General features: G+C 50.6%; 15 protein-coding genes and 1 other RNA gene. 4 read left to right on the top strand and 12 right to left on the bottom strand.

What is annotated here, in order from left to right; genetic code table 11:
* Window positions 1–56 precede the first annotated feature (56 nt).
* The 4 genes from HMPREF2700_RS08500 to rarD all read left to right on the top strand — a co-directional run bounded on the left by HMPREF2700_RS08500 (window position 57) and on the right by rarD (window position 5,301).
* Window positions 57–2,009, top strand: coding sequence for a cytochrome c biogenesis protein ResB (locus tag HMPREF2700_RS08500; RefSeq protein ID WP_070591531.1), 1,953 nt, complete (start codon window positions 57–59; stop codon window positions 2,007–2,009).
* On the top strand, window positions 2,002–3,189 hold the full coding sequence (ccsB, locus tag HMPREF2700_RS08495; protein ID WP_070591530.1) for a c-type cytochrome biogenesis protein CcsB: 1,188 nt from the start codon (window positions 2,002–2,004) through the stop codon (window positions 3,187–3,189). The genes HMPREF2700_RS08500 and ccsB overlap by 8 nt, the downstream gene beginning before the upstream one ends.
* Before the next feature lie 99 nt (window positions 3,190–3,288).
* Window positions 3,289–4,359, top strand: coding sequence for a tRNA (adenosine(37)-N6)-threonylcarbamoyltransferase complex transferase subunit TsaD (tsaD, locus tag HMPREF2700_RS08490; RefSeq protein WP_070591529.1), 1,071 nt, complete (start codon window positions 3,289–3,291; stop codon window positions 4,357–4,359).
* Window positions 4,360–4,398: 39 nt separating this feature from the next.
* Entirely contained in the window at window positions 4,399–5,301 is a 903-nt protein-coding gene (gene rarD / locus HMPREF2700_RS08485; protein ID WP_070591527.1) for an EamA family transporter RarD, read from the top strand.
* Between the two features lie 93 nt (window positions 5,302–5,394).
* Here the strand turns inward: rarD and murU are convergent, their stop codons facing one another.
* From murU to HMPREF2700_RS08425, 12 genes are all read right to left on the bottom strand, one after another.
* Complete coding sequence (gene murU / locus HMPREF2700_RS08480; protein ID WP_070591525.1) at window positions 5,395–6,090, bottom strand: N-acetylmuramate alpha-1-phosphate uridylyltransferase MurU; 696 nt, start codon at window positions 6,088–6,090, stop codon at window positions 5,395–5,397.
* 86 nt (window positions 6,091–6,176) lie between these two features.
* A complete protein-coding gene (hpaC, locus tag HMPREF2700_RS08475) occupies window positions 6,177–6,677 on the bottom strand; it encodes a 4-hydroxyphenylacetate 3-monooxygenase, reductase component (RefSeq protein ID WP_070591523.1) in 501 nt (166 codons plus the stop codon).
* A gap of 10 nt (window positions 6,678–6,687) precedes the next feature.
* On the bottom strand, window positions 6,688–7,125 hold the full coding sequence (gene hpaR, locus HMPREF2700_RS08470) for a homoprotocatechuate degradation operon regulator HpaR (RefSeq protein WP_003684610.1): 438 nt from the start codon (window positions 7,123–7,125) through the stop codon (window positions 6,688–6,690).
* A 340-nt stretch (window positions 7,126–7,465) separates the two neighbouring features.
* Window positions 7,466–7,972, bottom strand: a complete 507-nt coding sequence (locus HMPREF2700_RS08465; protein ID WP_070591522.1) for a protein disulfide oxidoreductase — start codon at window positions 7,970–7,972, stop codon at window positions 7,466–7,468.
* Window positions 7,973–8,058: 86 nt separating this feature from the next.
* Entirely contained in the window at window positions 8,059–8,451 is a 393-nt protein-coding gene (rpsI, locus tag HMPREF2700_RS08460; protein WP_003681515.1) for a 30S ribosomal protein S9, read from the bottom strand.
* Between the two features lie 12 nt (window positions 8,452–8,463).
* Complete coding sequence (gene rplM / locus HMPREF2700_RS08455) at window positions 8,464–8,895, bottom strand: 50S ribosomal protein L13 (protein ID WP_003684605.1); 432 nt, start codon at window positions 8,893–8,895, stop codon at window positions 8,464–8,466.
* A gap of 178 nt (window positions 8,896–9,073) precedes the next feature.
* A non-coding RNA gene (ssrS, locus tag HMPREF2700_RS08450) (6S RNA) lies at window positions 9,074–9,254 on the bottom strand.
* 7 nt (window positions 9,255–9,261) lie between these two features.
* Complete coding sequence (gene zapA, locus HMPREF2700_RS08445; protein ID WP_003681511.1) at window positions 9,262–9,564, bottom strand: cell division protein ZapA; 303 nt, start codon at window positions 9,562–9,564, stop codon at window positions 9,262–9,264.
* A gap of 11 nt (window positions 9,565–9,575) precedes the next feature.
* Window positions 9,576–9,899, bottom strand: coding sequence for a hypothetical protein (locus HMPREF2700_RS08440; protein WP_036494022.1), 324 nt, complete (start codon window positions 9,897–9,899; stop codon window positions 9,576–9,578).
* A gap of 74 nt (window positions 9,900–9,973) precedes the next feature.
* On the bottom strand, window positions 9,974–10,963 hold the full coding sequence (locus tag HMPREF2700_RS08435; RefSeq protein WP_070591521.1) for an NAD(P)H-dependent glycerol-3-phosphate dehydrogenase: 990 nt from the start codon (window positions 10,961–10,963) through the stop codon (window positions 9,974–9,976).
* Between the two features lie 135 nt (window positions 10,964–11,098).
* Window positions 11,099–13,258, bottom strand: coding sequence for a polysaccharide biosynthesis tyrosine autokinase (locus tag HMPREF2700_RS08430; protein ID WP_070591519.1), 2,160 nt, complete (start codon window positions 13,256–13,258; stop codon window positions 11,099–11,101).
* Window positions 13,259–13,284: 26 nt separating this feature from the next.
* Window positions 13,285–13,734, bottom strand: a complete 450-nt coding sequence (locus tag HMPREF2700_RS08425; RefSeq protein WP_063076616.1) for a low molecular weight protein-tyrosine-phosphatase — start codon at window positions 13,732–13,734, stop codon at window positions 13,285–13,287.
* Between the last annotated feature and the right edge of the window lie 158 nt (window positions 13,735–13,892).

Below are 13,892 nucleotides of genomic sequence, written 5' to 3'. Positions count from 1 at the left end.
AATCTTCATCATCCGTCCCACTTATCCGCAGACCATGGTTTGCCTTTTTCAGCTCCATGCGTTTTGCCGTTGCCCTGCTCAGCCTGTTGGGCGTGGCTTCGATTATCGGTACAGTCTTGCAGCAAAACCAGCCACAAGTCGATTATTTGGTGAAATTCGGCCCGTTTTGGTCGCAGATTTTCGGCTTTTTGGGCCTGTACGACGTGTACGCCTCGGCGTGGTTCGTTGTCATCATGATGTTTTTGGTGATTTCCACCGGATTGTGCCTGATTCGCAATGTTCCGCCGTTTTTGCGCGAGATTCGTTCGTTCCGTGAAAACGCGAAGGAAAAATCGCTGGCGGCAATGCGCCATTCCATTGTTTTAGACGGACAGGTGACGCCCGAAGTCGCGCAACGTTATTTGGAAGTGCAGGGCTATGGCTGCAAAACCGTTACGCGTGAAGACGGTTCGGTTTTGGTGGCGGCAAAAAAAGGTGCGATGAACAAATGGGGCTATATCTTTGCCCATGCCGCGCTGATTGTGATTTGTTTGGGCGGTTTGATAGACAGCAATATCCTGCTGAAAATCGGTATGCTTACCGGCCGGATCGTGCCGGACAATACGGCGGTTTACGCCAAAGACTTTAAGCCCGAAAGCGTGTTGGGTGAATCCAACCTGTCGTTTAGGGGCAATGTCAATATTGCGGAAGGGCAGAGCGCGGACGTGGTGTTTCTGAATGCGGATAACGGCATGCTGGTGCAAGACCTGCCGTTTTCGGTCAAATTAAAGAAATTCCATATCGACTTTTACGATACCGGTATGCCGCGTGATTTTGCCAGTGACTTGGAAGTAACGGACAAGGCAACCGGCAAAGTCAGCGAACACACTATCCGCGTCAACCATCCTTTGACGCTGCACGGTATTACGGTTTATCAGGCAAGTTTTGCCGACGGTGGCTCTGACTTGACGTTTAAAGCGTGGAATCTGGCTGATGCCGACCGTACTCCGGTCAAGCTCAAAGCGACTTCCATGCGCGAGTTTCCGCTGGATTTGGGCAAAGCTTCTTATAAACTGGAATTTGACCAGTTTACTTCGATGAACGTCGAAGACATGAGCGAGCCGTCTGAAAAAGAGCAAAACTTGAAATCCGCCATCAATGATGTTCGCTCCGTCCGTCAAGAAGGCAAAAAATACACCAACATCGGCCCGTCTATCGTTTACCGCATCCGCGACAAAGCAGGGCAGGCTGTCGAATATAAAAACTATATGTTGCCGGTAAAACAAGATGAAGACTATTTCTTCATTACCGGCACACGCAGCGGCTTGGCGCAGCAATACCGCTGGTTGCGCATTCCGATGGATAAAAATGGCCAAATCGACACCTTTATGGCTTTGCGTCAATATCTGAAAGACGATGCGGCACGCCGTAAAACCGTTGCCAATGCCGTTAAAGGTGCGCCTGCCGAAATCCGTGAGCAATTCATGGCGGCGGCGGAAAATACCTTGTCGATTTTTGCCAAAGGCGGCTATTTGGCTTTGGACGAATTTGTCACCACCAACATTCCGAAAGAGCAGCAGGAAAAAATGCAGGGCTATTTCTATGAGATGCTCTATGGCGTGATGAATGCCGCTCTGGAAGATACGATCAGCACATACAATCTGCCGGCTTGGCCGCAAGACGAAAAGCGCAACCGCTTCCTGCTGCATGCAATGGACGCGTACACCGGTTTGACCGAATATCCCGCGCCGATGCTGCTGCAACTGGAAAGTTTTACCGAAGTGCGCTCTTCCGGCCTGCAGATGACCCGTTCTCCGGGTGCATTCTTGGTGTATTTGGGTTCGGTATTGCTGGTGTTGGGTACAGTGTTTATGTTCTATATTCGTGAAAAACGTGCTTGGCTGCTGTTTTCAGACGGCCGTATCCGTTTTGCCATGTCTTCCAGCCGCAACGAACGCGACTTGCAGAAAGAATTTCCGCAACACACACGGCAATTGCAGCAGCTTGCCAAGGATTTGAACCATGAATAACAAACATCAGGCCTTGCCCGAGCATGAGCTTCTGACACACAAATCATTTATCCGAAACCTCAACCTTTTCGACTGGGCATTTGCGCTGCTGATTGCAGTCGGTGCGTTTATTGCCCAAACCCAGGCCGGTCTGCACATGGACATCTACGAAATGGTGATTTTGTGGGTGAGTGGCGGTATTGCCGTTTTTCTGGGGTGGTTTTTCAAACCGATGCGCTGGTTTATCCCTTTGGGCGTGTGCTTGGCGTATTTTGCCGTTGATTTGTATGGCGGCGACATCAAACGCGCAGACGGCTTCCTGCTCAAATACCTGTTAAGCAGCCAGTCGGCGATTATGTGGCAATGCGCGTTTGTGTTCTTTGCCTTGTTTGCCTATATCGTCGGCGCGATAGCGGCGGTGCGCAAAAATGTGCAGACCAATACGCTTTTGGGTATGGGTACCGTGTTTGCGTGGATTTCCGCGATGGCGGGCTTTGTCGGTTTGCTGGTACGCTGGCATGAAAGCTATCTGCTGCGTCCCGATGCCGGCCATATTCCGGTTTCCAACCTTTACGAAGTATTCATCTTGTTCTTGGTCATTACGGCGCTGATGTACCTCTATTACGAAGGCCGTTTTGCCGTACAAAAACTGGGCGGCTTCGTCTTCAGCTTTATGGCGATTGTGGTCGGATTTGTCTTGTGGTACAGCGTTTCACGCGAGGCGCATGCCATTCAGCCGCTGATTCCTGCTTTGCAGTCTTGGTGGATGAAAATCCACGTTCCGGCCAACTTTATCGGCTACGGCGCATTTTGTATCGCCGCCATGCTGGGTATTGCCGAACTGCTGGCACTCAGAAAAGAAGATGCGGGCAAAAAATCATGGCTGCCGCAATCTCAAGTCATTGAAGAAGTCATGTATAAAGCGATTGCCGTCGGTTTCCTGTTCTTCACGATTGCCACCATTCTCGGCGCATTGTGGGCGGCCGAAGCGTGGGGCCGCTATTGGAGCTGGGACCCGAAAGAAACTTGGGCATTCATCGTTTGGCTGAATTACGCTATCTGGTTGCATTTGCGGCTGGTGGCAGGCTGGCGCGGCAGGGTATTGGCCTGGTGGGCAGTCATCGGCTTAATCATTACCGCCTTTGCCTTTATCGGCGTGAATATGTTCTTGAGCGGCCTGCATTCTTACGGCACTTTGTAAGCAGTCTATCCCGCACTTTATTTCAGACGGCCTTTTTCCGTTTTCGGAGAAAACGCCGTCTGAATCGTTTTTAATCATTTTTTCAGACGGCCTCAAACCATGTTGGTATTAGGAATTGAATCATCTTGCGACGAAACCGGCGTTGCGCTCTACGATACCGAGCGCGGCCTGTTGGCGCATCATTTGCACACACAAATGGCGATGCACGCCGAGTACGGCGGCGTTGTCCCCGAATTGGCCAGCCGCGACCATATCCGCCGTGTCGTACCGTTGACGCAAGGTTGCTTGAAAGAAGCAGGCGTAGGCTATGCCGACATTGACGCGGTTGCCTTTACGCAAGGCCCGGGTTTGGGCGGCGCATTGCTGGCCGGTTCAGGCTTTGCCAATGCATTGGCGTTTGCCATCGGCAAGCCCGTTATCCCCGTCCACCATCTTGAAGGTCATTTGCTCTCGCCTTTGTTGGCAGACGATAAGCCTGAATTTCCATTTGTTGCTTTGCTGGTGTCGGGAGGACATACGCAATTTATGGCTGTACGCGGTATCGGCGATTACACCTTGCTGGGTGAAAGCGTCGATGATGCGGCAGGCGAGGCGTTCGATAAAACGGCCAAACTTTTAGGTTTGCCTTATCCCGGCGGTGCCAAATTATCCGAGTTGGCCAAACTCGGCACGCCTGATGCTTTCACATTTCCACGCCCCATGCTCCATTCGCACGATTTACAGATGAGCTTTTCCGGTTTGAAAACCGCCGTTTTGACCGCTGTCGAAAAAGTCCGTGCCGAAACCGGCAGCGATGAAATTCCCGAACAAACACGCAACGACATTTGCCGCGCTTTCCAAGATGCGGTAGTTGATGTATTGGCGACCAAAGCCAAAAAAGCGTTGTTGGATACCGGCTTCAGAACTTTGGTGGTTGCCGGCGGTGTGGGTGCAAACTGGAAACTGCGTGATGAGTTTTCACGTTTAACTGTCAAAATGCCGTCTGAAAAAGGCAAACCCAAACCGCAGGAAGAAAAAATCAACGTCTATTTCCCGCCGATGGCATACTGTACCGACAACGGCGCAATGATTGCCTTTGCCGGCGCGATGCGTCTTGCCGAGCGTCAGGCTGTCGGCGCATTCAATGTCAAGCCGCGCTGGCCGCTGTCGGATATTGTGAAACAGGGCTGATGTATTAGACTGCTTCGATGCAATGAAAGGCCGTCTGAAATGACGAATTTATCCAAAGGTTTGCTGGCGGCCATAACGTCCAATGCATTGTTTGCCATGCTGTTTTTGTACGGCATATGGATGCAGTCGATGAGCGGCACGGAAATTTTTGCGTGGCGTATGGTGGCGATGCTGTCGGCTTTATGCGTGCTGATGACGATGGTCAACGGTTGGCAGGCAGCGGCGCGGTTTGCGAACAATATCGGCCGCGATTGGAAGCGGTGGCTGTTGATTGTATTGCCGACGCCGATATTTGCCAGCCAGTTGTGGCTGTTTGTCTGGGGGCCGGTCAACGGGGAAGGGGTAAACATCGCCATGGGTTATTTCCTGTTTCCTTTGGCGATGATACTGGGTGGACGGATTTGGTTTAAAGAGCGTTTAAACCGATTGCAGACGGTTGCCGTTGTGTTGGCCTGTGCAGGCGTGGCATGTGAATTGGTACGGTCGGGTGCGTTTTCGTGGACGACTGTATGGGTGTTCGGTACTTATCCGTTTTATTATCTACTACGCCGAAAACTGGGCGTGCCTTCTTTAATCGGTCTGACCTTTGATTTAATAATGATTACGCCGTTTGCGTTGGCGTATATTTTGCTGGCAACGGATACGCCGGCGATGATTGCGGCCAAACCGGCATTAATCTTTTTTATTGTGTTGCTAGGCTTCAATAGCGCAATATCCATGCATTTGAATTTGAAGGCGAATCAGTTACTTCCGGTTGCGGTGTTCGGTATGTTGAGCTATTTGGAACCTGTATTGCTTTTTATTGTGTCGATTGTGTGGCTGGGCGAGCCGGTGCAAAAAGGCGCATTGATCGGCTATGGTCTGATTTGGTTGGGATTGTGCGTGATGATCGTCAATGGCTTGTTGGGAATGAAGAAAGAAAAGAAATTGGCCAAAGCTTGATGATAAATTAAGGCCGTCTGAAAAATAGGTTGCCCAATATTTTCAGACGGCCTTTGATATTGCAAGGGACGTATCGGATACGCCCCTTTTGTTTTACCAGCTTTGGGCGATACGGTCGGCTTCTTGCAGGCGTTCGACTGTACCGACGTCCAACCAAAGGCCGTTGTGATGTTCGCCGCTGATTTGGCTTTGACTCATGGCTTGACGTAACAGTGGGGCAAGTTTGGCAGCCTGGTGCGCCGGGGTATCTTTAAAAAGCGCAGGATGATAAACGCCCACGCCGCTGAAAGTCAGGGCTTGGCCGTCTGTGGATGACGCGGAAACCAGGCCGTCTGAAAGCAGGCCGAAGTCGCCTTCGGGATGGTGTGGCGGATTGTCCACCAGCCACAAATGGGCGAGAAGATTGTGTTCCTGCATACGCTTGGCAGCCAGCCGTGCAGCTTGGAAATCAATGTCGGTCAATACGTCGCCATTGACGACCAAAAACGGTTCGTCGCCCAAAAGAGGCAGGGCAGTGGCAATGCCGCCGGCGGTTTCCAGGCCTCCGGCGCGCTCTGGAGAATAGGTAATGCGCACGCCGTAGTCCGAACCGTCTTTCAAGGTATCTTCGATTTGTTGACCAAGCCAGGCATGATTGATGACGATTTCAGTGAAACCGGCCTGTTGCAGGCGGCGCAAGTGCCAGCCGATAAGCGGCGTGCCTGCTACTTCGAGTAAGGGTTTGGGCGTGTGGTCGGTTAGGGGGCGCATGCGTTCGCCGCGACCAGCGGCCAGTATCATTGCTTTCATGGGTGTGCCTATAATGTGTGAAACAGAAAAGGTCTCAGGCCGTCTGAAACATCAGTTTCATTTTTCAGACGGTCTGAGACCTTTATTTATGCCAAAGATTTGAATTGCCTACGGAAATACAGCAATGCCGGTGCTTGCGTGTCGGTATTGCGGATTTCGTTGAGCTGAACGAAAAAGACGTAATGCGTGCCGATTTCGCGCTGATCGACAATACTGCCGTGCAGGTGCGCCAGCGCGCCTTCGACTTCGAGCTGCCCGGTTTGCCCTCTATGCCAAATATGGTATTCGAAGCGTTCTTCGGGCGAGAGGTCGGTCAGTCCGGCAAAGTGTTCGGCGACATCCTGCTGGCTGTCGTTGAGCGTGTTGATGCACAAATCACGGTTGCCTTGCAAGATGGGAATGATGGCGGATTGGCGGTTGATGCACAGCATGACCGTCGGCGGCTCGTCGGTAACGGCAGTGACGGCAGTCATAGTAATGCCATAGCGTCCCGCTTCGCCGTCTGTCGTGATAACGTGCACGCCGGCGGCACAGGAGGCCATGGCATCTCGAAATGGTCTCTTGAATGTGTGTGTTGAGTCTGTCATCCGGCTTTCTTTATTTTAATGCCTGTTCGATTTTTGCCAGCTCTGCCAAGAGTTCTTTGAGTTGTGCCATTTTTTCTTTGGACAGAACTTTTTCAATCGCATCGTAGCGTTCGTCAACCAATGCACCGATGGATTCATAGAGTTTCTCACCTTCGGGCGTCAGTTTCAGATAAACACGGCGTTGGTCGTTGGAAGGCTTCAGGCGAACGGCCAAACCTGCTTTTTCCAGGCGGGTCAGAATGCCTGTCAGGCTGGGGCGAAGGATGCAGGCCTGATTGGCCAAATCTTGAAAGTCGAGTGTGCCGTTTTCCGCTAAGAGCCGGATGATACGCCATTGCTGGTCAGTAATATTGGCTTGGTTCAGAATAGGGCGGAATTGGGTCATCAATGCTTCCCGTGCCTGAATCAGACCGATATTGATAGATGCATGTTTAGATTGGTTGGGCATTACTAAGTCTCCGGTGTTATCAAAAATCAAACCGTTGAAGCGTGAGGTAGATTGATAAAGGCGAATATTGCTGTTTTAAGGCTGCCGTCGGCAGCCGGGTTTATGGGAACAAAAGCATCACTGCCACAATATTAGATGAGAATCTCTAACAGTTTGTTTTGATAATAATGTTTCCAATTGTTCTTATGGTTATATCTTAGTCTATTTTCCTTATAATCTCAACAAAATCATATGTTATTGGGAAAGAGATAGTTTATTTATTTATGAAATCGAATTGGTTGAATATATTCAGGTGAAATTGTTCTTTAGATTTTCTATTTTTAGTGGATTTTCAATGAATTTAGCTGAAGATATTTGCCAAGTAAATCCTGATTTTTAATCCGATATAACTGGAAAGTCCGGATGTGTGATGAATCATTTTGCCATCTTTTAATATGATAATGGTTGGTGTGACGGCTATATTCCATTTTTGAGCCATCAGGCCGTCTGAATCGTTGAAGTTTGGAAAGGATAGATTGTTTTGTTGCATATGGTGGGCAATGTCCGTGTCGCTTCCGGAGCGCAAGGCTACGCCCAGTGTTGGGATATTGTCTTGGTGCAGCTTTTCTATGGTTGATGATGTGTATGAACAAATACGACACCAGCTGCCCCAAAAATAAACGACGGCAACCCGATTTTGGCTGAAGGATTGAAGGGAAGTGGTTTGATCATCGGTTAAGGTCAGGGTTTGTGCTGCTGATTGTAAGGGTTGGTCAGGCTTGCGAACCCAGTCGACAATCAGGGATAAGAAGATGAAGATAATCACAGCCTGAAGCAATGATTTGGTGTAGTGGAGTAGGGTTTTCATCATATATTGCGTGGTATTGGATTATTGTTTTATAAATGAAAAAAGCCTTGCAGAGCAAGGCTTTTTGATTCGATTCTGAAAACGTATTAACGTTTGGAGAATTGTTTTGCGCGACGTGCTTTGCGCAAACCTGGTTTTTTACGTTCAACTTCACGAGCATCGCGAGTAACGAAGCCTGCTTGAGACAGAGCTGGTTTCAGGGCTGCGTCGAAGTCGATCAGGGCACGGGTGATGCCGTGACGGATGGCGCCGGATTGGCCGGTTTCGCCACCACCGGTTACGTTAACTTTGATGTCGAAAGATTCGGCATTTTCAGTCAGAACCAGAGGTTGACGTACAACCATGCGGCTGGTTTCACGTGCGAAAAATTCGTCAACGGGACGGCCGTTTACGATGATTTGGCCGGTACCTTTAGTCAAGAATACACGAGCCACTGAACTTTTGCGGCGGCCTGTGCCGTAGTAGTATTTACCGTTCATGTCGTGTCCTTATTATTTCAGTTCCAAAACTTTAGGTTGTTGTGCAGCGTGGCCGTGTTCGGCGCCGGCGTACACTTTCAGTTTTTTGATCATGGCGTAGCCCAGAGGACCTTTAGGCAACATGCCTTTTACGGCTTGTTCCAAAGCGCGGCCTGGGAATTGCTCTTGCATTTCGCGGAAAGTACGCTCGTAGATGCCGCCTGGGAAACCAGAGTGACGGAAGTATTTTTTGTCTTCGAATTTAGCACCGGTCACGCGCAGTTTGTCTGCGTTGATAACGATGATGTAGTCGCCGGTATCAACGTGAGGGGTGTATTCGGGTTTGTGTTTGCCGCGCAGACGGTGTGCGACTTCGGCTGCGACACGACCCAGAACTTTGTCTTCTGCGTCAATGACGAACCATTCGCGCTTCACCTCGTGGGGTTTTGCAGAGAAGGTTTTCATGGTTGGAATCCAGATATATATAGAAAGTTATGGATTTTAAAGAGGAGATTGGCTTTTGTCAATCTTAATTGAGTGTGTTTGATGCATGAATATGCGGTTTTTTCAGACGACCGGAAATCTTTACGAAAGTCTTTACTTAGAAAGGGGAAAGCCACACCTGTCGGTATGGCTTTTTTAGGGAATCCCCACGAGTGCCGTTTAGGCTGAATCCGCTTGAACCTTGCTGACAAGGCGGTCACCTCGGGTAGTTTCGGGTGCGTCCGATAAACGGACGCTCGCGCCCACTACAGCTCCCGGCAACCTAAAGCGAACGTATTGGTTCAAAGGAATATATGCCTTCGCGAACACCGCAGGGAAAAGGGGAAATCAGTTTTGTTCCAAGCGCGCCAGTGCTTTTTGGCACGCGTTGTTCATGTCGGTTATTTTACGCTCAAATTCACCGATTGCCAAATCGTCGTTGAGGGTGGTTTTCAAGAGGTCGTGTACGACGTTGAGGGCTGCCATGACAACGATTTTGTCCGTGCCGACGATGCGGCCGCTTTCTTTAATTGCATCGCTTTTTTTGTTGAGCATTTCAACGGCTTGCAGGAGGGTAGCTTTTTCTTCACTCGGCGTGTTGATGGTGAAGTTGACATTCATGATGTCGAGATTGACTTGTTCGATACTCACGGGGCGTCCTTTTATTGTTGTGTTTCTTGGGGCAATCGGGCAATGAGGCTGCGGATTTGGTCTGCACTTTGAGCCAGCGCGTTGCGGTAGTTTTCTTTTTCGGCAGTCAGGTTGTCAATTTTGCTTTGCAGGTCTTCTTTGAGTTTGCCTACTTGAACCAACAATGCTTCGCTGAGTTCATCAATGGCCGCGTCGTGTTGGCGTTTTTGTTGCTCTTGCTCGAGTTTGAGTCTGTCGATTTCTTCGTTGAGGCGGCGGTTTTCTGAAACCAGCGTTTCAAATTTTTGGACAAGTTGGTAAACGTTGATTTCCAGATTGTTCAGTGATTGGTTCATGTGTTTCCCTTCAGACGGCCTTATGGCCGTCATATTGTGCGTCAGACCGTCTGAATGGTAGACGGCGCAACCGTTTATTCGAAGCGCGCGCTTCGTTCCATCAGTCGTTCAACGACTTGCTGCGGGGTCATTTCTTTGCGGATGAGTTGCAGCAGGGTTTGAGTGATGGGCATATCGATTTGGTATTTGGCGGCGGTGTTGAAGACTTCTTCAATGGTGCTGACGCCTTCGGAAACGTGGCCGATTTCGACAAGCACTTGATGCAACTCTTTGCCTTCTGCGAGACCGAGGCCGACACGGCGGTTGCGCGAGAGTGCGCCGGTACAGGTTAGGATAAGGTCGCCGATGCCTGCCAAGCCCATCATGGTTTTGGGTTGAGCGCCCATGGCGATGGCAAGGCGGGTGATTTCGGCAAGGCCGCGTGTTACTAAGGCTGCGCGTGCATTGAGGCCGTATTCGAGGCCGTCTGAAAGGCCAGTGGCAATCGCCATGACGTTTTTAACGGCACCGCCCACAGCGACACCGATGACATCGGTGCTGCCGTACAGGCGCATCACGGTGGTGTTCAGTTGGGCAGTGGTTTCTTCTACCCAGTCTTTGTTTTCGGAGGCAAGCACGACGGCGCAAGGCAGTTGTGCTGCAAGTTCTTGGGCAAAGCTCGGTCCTGAGAGAACGCCGATTTTTTTATTGTTAGGCAGGACTTCTTTCAGTACTTGGAAAGTCAGGAGGCCGGTATCTTGTTCAAAACCTTTGCAGGCGGCGAGAACAGGAATATCGGCGGCGTTATGCTGTTTGAGCAGTTCGGCGCTGCTTCTGAGGCCGGCTACGGAGGTAACGATCAGGGCAAGTTGGCTGTCTTTCAGCGCTTCGCCCAAATCGGCGTGAACAGTCAGGGACTCAGGGAAAGGGAAGCCGGGCAGGCCGCGTTTGTTTTCGCGATCTGCTTGCAGGGTGCGGATTTGGTCGGGATTGCGTGTCCAAAGGGCAACTTCATTGTTGTGGTGCGCAAAGTGCAACGCGAGAGCTGTACCCCACGAACCTGCGCCGATGACGGTAATTTTCATGTTTCTCTTCCATATGGGAACGGGGCTTACTTTAAAACAAACGGCTTTGGGGTGCAAGGGCGGCGTTTGTGAAAAGTATTTTGTGCCGTTTAAAAAGCCTTAGGCCGTCTGAAAGTTCAGACGGCCTGCTTCGGTTTATGATTTATTGTTACTGGAATGGTAGGCATCGTAGGCGTAGTAGTCGTAGCTGTTGTTGGCTTCGCGCTTCATGCCGTTGAGAACGACACCTTTGATGTTGATGTGGTTTTGTTTGAGGCGTTCGACGCTAGCCTCAAGCTCTCGTGCACGCGTATGTGCATAACGGCTGATCATCAGGACGGTGCCTGCATGTTGGCCGATGATGACGGCGTCGGTCACGGCCAATACGGGCGGCGTGTCCAAGATGACGTAGTCGTAGCGTTGGCTGGCGTGGGCAAGCAACTCGTTGAAACGGTTGTCCATCAAAAGCTCGGACGGATTGCTAGGATAGCTGCCGCTGCTGATGAGGTGGAGGTTTTCAATGCCGGTCTCTTGTACGGCTTTGGCCGGAGCAGCTTTGCCGTTGAGGATGTCAGACAAGCCGAACTCGGGGGTAAGGCCGAAGAGTCGGTCGAGGTAGCCTTTGCGCATATCGGTATCGATAAGCAGAACGCGTTTGCCTGACTGCGCCATTACGGTGGCGAGGTTGGCGGAGATAAAGGATTTACCTGCTTCAGGCGCGGCACCGGTAATCATGAGGACGTTGTTAGGCGCATCCAGCATGGAGAAGTAGATATTGGTGCGCAGGGCGCGGATGGCTTCGACGGCCGTGTCGGCGCGGTCTTCGCTGGCCAGCAGATAGTTGGAACGGCCGCCGGTTTTTTTGAATTTGTTTTTGAAGAAGTCGCGTTTTTGCTGGGTTTTGGAATGCGGAACAAGAGCGACGACTTCCAAATTGAGGTTTTCGATTTCTTCGGATGAAGTAATGCCGTTTTTCATGCGGTTGCGAATCATCAGCCACAAAGCGGTCAATGAACCTGCGGCAAGTGCGCTCAGGAGTGTGATGACGGTTTTACGCGGGGCAACGGGGTTTTCTGGGACATAGGCATAATCGACGATGCGGACATTACCTTGCGCACTGGCTTTCATGATGTTGAGTTCTTGTTGTTTGTTCAACAGTTGGACGTAGGTTGCTTGGTTGGTTTCTACGTCGCGGGTCAGGCGGATAACTTCTTGTTGGGTATTCGGCAACTCGGCAATTTGTTGGTTGATTTTGTTTTTAGCGCGCTCGAGAACGGCAAGTTTGTCCAATACGGCTTTATAGGAAGGGTGTTCCGGCGTGTACAGCTCGGCCAGGCCTGCTTCTTCGGTTTTGAGCAGGGTAATTTGGGTTTCGATGCCGGTCAGGCTTTCCAATGCACCTTTGGACTCGAGCGGAATGTCGAGGGAGCCTGATTGTTGGCGGTAGGCATTGAGTTTGTTTTCAGCGTCTTGCAAGGTTTCTTTCAAGCGTGGCAATTCTTCGCTGATGAAGGCCAAACCGCTGGATGCGACTTGGACGTCGCGTTCGCGGTTTTGCGCAACGTAGTTGTCGGCAATGCTGTTGAGGATGACGCTGGTACGTTTAGGGTCGGTGCCTGTAAAGGTAAGGTTGATGATGGGGCTGGTTTTACCTTTGCTGATGACCGCCAGTTTGTTTTGGATGTTTTCGATGGCGCTGATGCGCGAGAACTTGGTCAACGCAAATTCTTGACCCGGATTGGCCAAGATTTGATCGATTTTGAGGGTGGTTTGATTGTTGATTTTCAGAGGCACGCCGACCTTGCCTTCTACGACGCGTTTGTCAGGCAGGGTAAGGGTATAGGCCTTGTTGCTCTTGGCGGTCAGCGTAAAGGTTTTGTTGAACCATTCGTCTTGTACGGTAAAGCTGCCGACGGTCAGTTTGGGATCGGGGTCGCCGCTGATGTTGTGCATCAGGCTGCCGATAACGGGTGTATATTTGGCTTTGACTTCTTGGTCCAGCTGAAGGTCGTCAACGGTTTTACCCAGCACCAAGCGTGATTGAACCAGCTCGACTTCTGCTTCAGACGGCGTGGTTTGGTTGTTGAAGATGCTGTTGATTTCGGTCAGGATTTGGTTTTGTCGCGTTTCAATTTCCAGCATGGCGTCGGCACGGTATTGCGGAGTGGACGCCAGGCTGAAGGTTGCGCCAAGAATGCCGCCTGCAAGCAGGGCGGCGAGGATTTTGTATTTATTTGTCCAAATTACGCGCAGCTGTTGGCCGAAGTCAATTTCGTCGTTGTCTGCGCTGTAAGGTGTGTAGGTCGTTTTTTTCATTGCTTGCTTTCTTGTTCATGCCGGTTTTATACCGGTTGAGTTTTTCCGTTTAGTTTGGTTTTCCAAGTGTCTGCGGCAGCATTGAGCTGTTCAAAAACGGCTTCAAACATTTCGCTGCTTTGTTTGTATGGGTCAGGTACGGTTTTTTTAGGCAACCATTGGGCAAACAGCATGGTTTTGCTGCGTGCCGGCGGATGGATGTCGGCCACCATGTCGATTTGACTGGGCTCCATGACGAGAATCAAATCGGCCTGTTCGCACATCGGGGCGGTCAGTTGGCGTGCCGTATGGCCTGCAACGATAACGCCGTGTTTGAGTGCGGTTTTAATGGCTTGGAAATCGGCATCCTTACCTGCCAGTGCTTTTATGCCGGCGCTGCTGATTTGATGGCCGGGTAGTTTTTTCTGCATGATCCGCTCTGCTGTGGGGGAGCGGCAGATGTTGCCTAGGCAGACGATGAGTATGTTGTGGTACATGATATTGTTTTCGGTTTATGGTCTGAAAAAAAGCGTGAGTCAGACGATAAGGTACTGCTTTTCCGTTTGTGCGGTGTTTACGGCTTTTGTATGCCGTTTATGTAATTGGTTTGGATTGTGCGTGATTTTGTATCCTGCTGTCAAACAAGGGTCTGACA

The organism is Neisseria sp. HMSC068C04 (assembly GCF_001810105.1).
Lineage (GTDB): Bacteria > Pseudomonadota > Gammaproteobacteria > Burkholderiales > Neisseriaceae > Neisseria > Neisseria flavescens_B.
The sequence above is the reverse complement of the archived record's forward strand: the minus strand, read 5'-3'. Positions and strand labels throughout refer to the sequence as shown.

Excerpts from the sequence above, each read along its gene's own strand:
- HMPREF2700_RS08500 (WP_070591531.1), top strand. The coding sequence starts at position 57 with ATGCGTTTTGCCGTTGCCCTGCTCAGCCTGTTGGGCGTGGCTTCGATT.
- HMPREF2700_RS08435 (WP_070591521.1), bottom strand. The coding sequence starts at position 10,963 with ATGAAAATTACCGTCATCGGCGCAGGTTCGTGGGGTACAGCTCTCGCG.
- HMPREF2700_RS08430 (WP_070591519.1), bottom strand. The coding sequence starts at position 13,258 with ATGAAAAAAACGACCTACACACCTTACAGCGCAGACAACGACGAAATT.
- hpaR (WP_003684610.1), bottom strand. The coding sequence starts at position 7,125 with ATGCCCAACCAATCTAAACATGCATCTATCAATATCGGTCTGATTCAG.
- hpaC (WP_070591523.1), bottom strand. The coding sequence starts at position 6,677 with ATGACAGACTCAACACACACATTCAAGAGACCATTTCGAGATGCCATG.
- rpsI (WP_003681515.1), bottom strand. The coding sequence starts at position 8,451 with ATGAACGGTAAATACTACTACGGCACAGGCCGCCGCAAAAGTTCAGTG.
- HMPREF2700_RS08425 (WP_063076616.1), bottom strand. The coding sequence starts at position 13,734 with ATGTACCACAACATACTCATCGTCTGCCTAGGCAACATCTGCCGCTCC.
- HMPREF2700_RS08440 (WP_036494022.1), bottom strand. The coding sequence starts at position 9,899 with ATGAACCAATCACTGAACAATCTGGAAATCAACGTTTACCAACTTGTC.
- HMPREF2700_RS08465 (WP_070591522.1), bottom strand. The coding sequence starts at position 7,972 with ATGAAAACCCTACTCCACTACACCAAATCATTGCTTCAGGCTGTGATT.
- murU (WP_070591525.1), bottom strand. The coding sequence starts at position 6,090 with ATGAAAGCAATGATACTGGCCGCTGGTCGCGGCGAACGCATGCGCCCC.
- rarD (WP_070591527.1), top strand. The coding sequence starts at position 4,399 with ATGACGAATTTATCCAAAGGTTTGCTGGCGGCCATAACGTCCAATGCA.
- tsaD (WP_070591529.1), top strand. The coding sequence starts at position 3,289 with ATGTTGGTATTAGGAATTGAATCATCTTGCGACGAAACCGGCGTTGCG.
- rplM (WP_003684605.1), bottom strand. The coding sequence starts at position 8,895 with ATGAAAACCTTCTCTGCAAAACCCCACGAGGTGAAGCGCGAATGGTTC.
- ccsB (WP_070591530.1), top strand. The coding sequence starts at position 2,002 with ATGAATAACAAACATCAGGCCTTGCCCGAGCATGAGCTTCTGACACAC.